Raw genomic sequence first — 4,570 nt, 5'->3', positions numbered from 1 at the left:
CCGTCGTTAATGACTAGCTGTACTACCAGCCGCGCTCGGCGAGGCGGTGCGGCTGCGGGATGTCGTCCACGTTGATGCCGACCATGGCCTCGCCTAGGCCGCGGGAGGCCTTGGCGACCTCTTCCGGGTCGTCGAAGAAGGTGGTGGCCTTCACGACGGCGGCGGCGCGCTGGGCCGGGTTGCCGGACTTGAAGATGCCGGAGCCGACGAAGACACCGTCGGCGCCGAGCTGCATCATCATGGCGGCGTCGGCCGGGGTGGCGATGCCGCCGGCGGTGAACAGCACGACCGGGAGCTTGCCGGTGGCGGCAACTTCCTTGACCAGTTCGTACGGGGCCTGCAGCTCCTTGGCGGCGACGTAAAGCTCGTCCTCGGCCATGCCGGCAAGCCGCTTGATCTCCGCACGGATCTGGCGCATGTGCGTCGTGGCGTTGGAGACATCTCCCGTGCCGGCCTCGCCCTTGGAGCGGATCATGGCCGCGCCCTCGTTGATGCGGCGCAGGGCCTCACCGAGGTTGGTGGCACCGCAGACGAAGGGAATCGTGAAGTTCCACTTGTCGATGTGGTTCGCGTAGTCGGCCGGGGTCAGGACCTCGGACTCGTCGATGTAATCCACACCGAGGGTCTGGATGACCTGGGCCTCGACGAAATGGCCGATCCGGACCTTGGCCATGACCGGGATGGACACGGCGGCGATGATCGCCTCGATCATGTCGGGATCGGACATCCGGGACACGCCGCCCTGGGCGCGGATGTCGGCGGGAACGCGTTCCAGCGCCATGACTGCCACGGCCCCGGCATCCTCAGCGATGAGGGCCTGCTCGACGTTGACGACGTCCATGATGACGCCGCCCTTGAGCATCTCCGCCATGCCGCGCTTGACGCGGTTGCTGCCCGTAACGCTCTGTGCGGACGCGCCGGCTTCGCTGCTTACATCAGGTGTAGACACAAAAACCCCTATGGGTAGATAGATGACCTCGCCGGAGCGCGGACGGCACACAAATACCGCTTCGCACACACCGGATTACCGGATCCATTGGCCGGTAGTGCTAATACTAGTCCCCCGCCGCGCCCGGCTGAATTCCGGTTACACCCGCCGAACCTGCGCGCTCAGGCGGCCTGTTCGGTTGCGGTGCCTTCGGTCTCCTCGAGTGACTGGCGGTGCACTGCGATGATCCGCTGAATGACCGTCACGAGGCTCGCGGCGGCCAGGAGGCACAGCGTCACGAAAAGCACCACGGTGGGCAGGCCCAGACCGGTGAAGCCGGTGACCACCAGGACGGACACCAGCCGCTCGGCGCGCTCGGCAATGCCCACGTTGGCCTGGAATCCCAGCGCCTCGGCCTTGGCACGGGCATAGGAGACCACCATCCCCAGGACCAGGCAGACCACGGCGGCAATCGCGATGGGGGGGTTCGCCCCTCCGGTGAAGAACCAGACCGCGACGCCGGCGAACAGGGCGCCGTCGGCAACCCGGTCCAGGGTGGAGTCCAGGAAGTTGCCCCAGCGGCCGCCGCTCTTTTGCATCCGCGCCATGATGCCGTCGATGACGTCGGAGAAGATGAACGCTGTGATGAAGAGGGTGCCCCACCAGAGCTGGCCCAGCGGGTAGAACACCAGGGCCCCGACCACGACGCCGAGCGTTCCGACGATGGTGACGGCGTCCGGGGAGACGCCAATCCGCAGGAGCCACCGGGCAAGCGGGGAGAACAGCGCGGTGAAAAAACCGCGCGCGTGCCTATTCAGCATCCGTCGCCCCGGCAGTCGCCTGCCCCGTATCCGTCGCCCCGGCGGTGGCCTGGGGCCAGGCGTCCGCCACCTGCTGGCGGACCTCGCCCAGGGTCTGTGTGATGGCCTTGGTCTGGGCGATGATCGGGAAGAAGTTCCCGTCCCCGCCCCAGCGCGGCACCACGTGCTGGTGGAGGTGCCCGGCGATCCCGGCACCGCCGGTCACGCCCTGGTTCATGCCCAGGTTGAAGCCGGTGGGATTGGCGACCTTGCGCAGCACGCGCATGGCCGTCTGGGTGAGCTCGGCGAATTCGGCCGTTTCCTCCACGGTCAGGTCCGTGTAGTCGGGAATGTGCCGGTAGGGGCAGACCAGCAGGTGGCCCGGGTTGTAGGGGAAGAGGTTGAGCACGACGTAGCTGGTCCGCCCGCGGTAGACGATCAGTGAATCGCCGTCCTCGCGTTCCGGCGCCACGCAGAAAGGGCAGTCGTCCACGTTCTTGAACTGGTGCTGCCCGCCCTTGATGTACGCCATCCGGTGCGGAGTCCACAGGCGCTGGAACGCGTCCGGCACCCCGGCCAGGCCAAAGTCGTCGGTGACGCCGTCGTCGCCCGGATACTCCGAGGCGGCCCCTGTGGTTTCCTGCATGCCTGGTTCTTCCCTGTCCGCTAGCTGGTCCGGTTGCGGACGGCGTCGACGATGCGCTGGACGGCCTCGGCCACCGGCACGCCGTTGTCCTGGCTGCCGTCACGGAAGCGGAAGGACACGGCGCCGGCTTCGGCGTCGTCCCCGCCAGCGATCAGTACGAACGGGATCTTGTCCTTGCTGGCGGTGCGGATCTTCTTCGGGAAACGGTCCGAGGAAATATCCACCTCGGCGCGGATCCCCGCGGCCTTGAGCTGGTCCACGACGTCGAACATGTAGTCGTTGAACGCCTCGGCGACCGGGATGCCGACCACCTGCACGGGGGCCAGCCAGGCCGGGAACGCGCCGGCGTAGTGCTCGGTCAGCACACCCATGAACCGTTCCACGGAACCGAACAGGGCGCGGTGGATCATCACCGGGCGCTGGCGGGTGCCGTCGGCGGCCTGGAACTCAAGTTCGAAGCGCTCGGGCAGGTTGAAGTCCAGCTGGATGGTGGACATCTGCCAGGTGCGGCCGAGGGCGTCCTTTGCCTGGACGGAGATCTTGGGGCCGTAGAACGCGGCTCCGCCCGGATCCGGGACGAGCTCCAGGCCGGAGGCTTCGGCAACCTCGGCGAGGGTGCGGGTGGCTTCGTCCCACGTGGCGTCGTCGCCCACGAACTTGTCTTCGTTCTTGGTGGAGAGCTCCAGGTAGAAGTCGTCCAGGCCGTAGTCCTTGAGCAGGCCCAGCACGAAGTTCAGTGTGGTGGTGAGCTCGTCCTTCATCTGCTCGCGGGTGCAGTAGATGTGGGCGTCGTCCTGGGTCATGCCGCGCACCCGGGTGAGGCCGTGCACGACGCCGGACTTCTCGTAGCGGTAGACGGAGCCGAATTCGAACAGGCGCAACGGCAGTTCGCGGTAGGACCGTCCGCGGGAGCGGAAGATGAGGTTGTGCATGGGGCAGTTCATCGGCTTCAGGTAATAGTCCTGGCCGGGCTTGCGGACGGTGCCGTCCTCGTTGAGTTCCGCGTCGATGTGCATCGGGGGGAACATGCCGTCCCGGTACCAGTCCAGGTGGCCGGAGACCTCGTAAAGGTGGCCCTTGGTGATGTGCGGGGTGTAGACGAAATCGTAGCCGGCTTCCACGTGGCGCTGGCGCGAGTAGTCCTCCATGGCCTTGCGGATGATGCCGCCCTTGGGGTGGAACACCGGCAGGCCCGAACCCAGCTCGTCCGGGAAGGAGAACAGATCCAGTTCGGCCCCGAGTTTGCGGTGGTCGCGGCGTTCGGCCTCGGCGATGCGTTCCTGGTAGGCCTTGAGGGCGTCCTTGGTGGGCCAGGCGGTGCCGTAGATGCGCTGCAGCTGCTGGTTGTTCTGGTTGCCCAGCCAGTAGGCGGCGGAGGACCGGGTCAGGGCGAAGGCATTGGAGATGAGCTTGGTGTTGGGCAGGTGCGGGCCGCGGCACAAGTCACACCAGATGGTGTCCCCGCTCTTGCGGTCCACGTTGTCGTAGATGGTGATGTCTCCGGCGCCGACCTCGACGTTGACACCTTCACCGGCGTCGGCGGCGTTGTTTTTCTTGCCGAGCAGTTCGAGCTTGTAGGGCTCGTCCTTCATCGCCTCACGGGCCTCGTCCTCGCTGACGACGCGGCGGACGAACTTCTGGTTCTGGTTGATGATTTTTTGCATCATCTTTTCCAGGGCCTTCAGGTCATCCGGCGTGAACGGCTCCTCGACGTCGAAGTCGAAGTAGAAGCCGTCGGTGATGTACGGGCCGATGCCAAGCTTGGCGTCGGGGCGCAGCTGCTGCACGGCCTGGGCCATCACGTGGGCCGTGGAGTGGCGGAGGACGTTGAGGCCGTCGGGGGAATCGATGGTGACGCCCTCAATCGTGGCGTCCTCGGGCAGCGGCTGGTCCAGGTCTTTCAGTTCGCCGTTGACGCGGGCCACAACGACGTCGCGGCGCTCAAAAAAGAGTTCCGCGCCGGTGGTCCCGGTAGCCACCTTGGTCTCTTCGCCATCGACGAGAAGGGTGATCTGCTGGGCATCTGACACGGGTGTCTCCTATTCAAAGTTAGGGCTTCGTAGCTTGTGGCGTACGGGGACCACAGCCAGCCTCGTCCATGCTATCGGTTTCTGAAGGGGCCAACCAACGCGCCACTCAGCCTCCCAGCCCGGTAATGGCGAGGTTGCGGCTGATGCCGTCCAGCGGACCCGGCGG

General features: G+C 66.2%; 4 protein-coding genes. All 4 read right to left on the bottom strand.

Annotation, left to right across the window (positions count from 1 at the left end; all coding sequences use genetic code 11):
* Positions 1-22: 22 nt before the first annotated feature.
* Positions 23-949, bottom strand: a complete 927-nt coding sequence (gene pdxS / locus K789_RS0107720; RefSeq protein ID WP_024366258.1) for a pyridoxal 5'-phosphate synthase lyase subunit PdxS — start codon at positions 947-949, stop codon at positions 23-25.
* Between the two features lie 161 nt (positions 950-1,110).
* Complete coding sequence (pgsA, locus tag K789_RS0107715) at positions 1,111-1,749, bottom strand: phosphatidylinositol phosphate synthase (RefSeq protein WP_024366257.1); 639 nt, start codon at positions 1,747-1,749, stop codon at positions 1,111-1,113.
* Positions 1,739-2,374 (bottom strand): HIT family protein, encoded by a 636-nt coding sequence (locus K789_RS0107710; RefSeq protein ID WP_051180957.1) that lies wholly within the window; start codon positions 2,372-2,374, stop codon positions 1,739-1,741. Before K789_RS0107710 ends, pgsA begins: the two co-directional genes overlap by 11 nt.
* Positions 2,375-2,394: 20 nt before the next feature.
* Positions 2,395-4,404 carry a threonine--tRNA ligase gene (gene thrS, locus K789_RS0107705; RefSeq protein WP_024366256.1) on the bottom strand — a complete coding sequence of 670 codons (2,010 nt, stop codon included), beginning with the start codon at positions 4,402-4,404 and terminating at the stop codon, positions 2,395-2,397.
* Positions 4,405-4,570 lie beyond the last annotated feature (166 nt).

The sequence above is a fragment of the Arthrobacter sp. TB 26 genome (genome assembly GCF_000427315.1).
Classification (GTDB): domain Bacteria; phylum Actinomycetota; class Actinomycetes; order Actinomycetales; family Micrococcaceae; genus Arthrobacter.
The sequence above is the reverse complement of the archived record's forward strand: the minus strand, read 5'-3'. Positions and strand labels throughout refer to the sequence as shown.

Excerpts from the sequence above, each read along its gene's own strand:
- pgsA (WP_024366257.1), bottom strand. The coding sequence starts at position 1,749 with ATGCTGAATAGGCACGCGCGCGGTTTTTTCACCGCGCTGTTCTCCCCG.
- K789_RS0107710 (WP_051180957.1), bottom strand. The coding sequence starts at position 2,374 with ATGCAGGAAACCACAGGGGCCGCCTCGGAGTATCCGGGCGACGACGGC.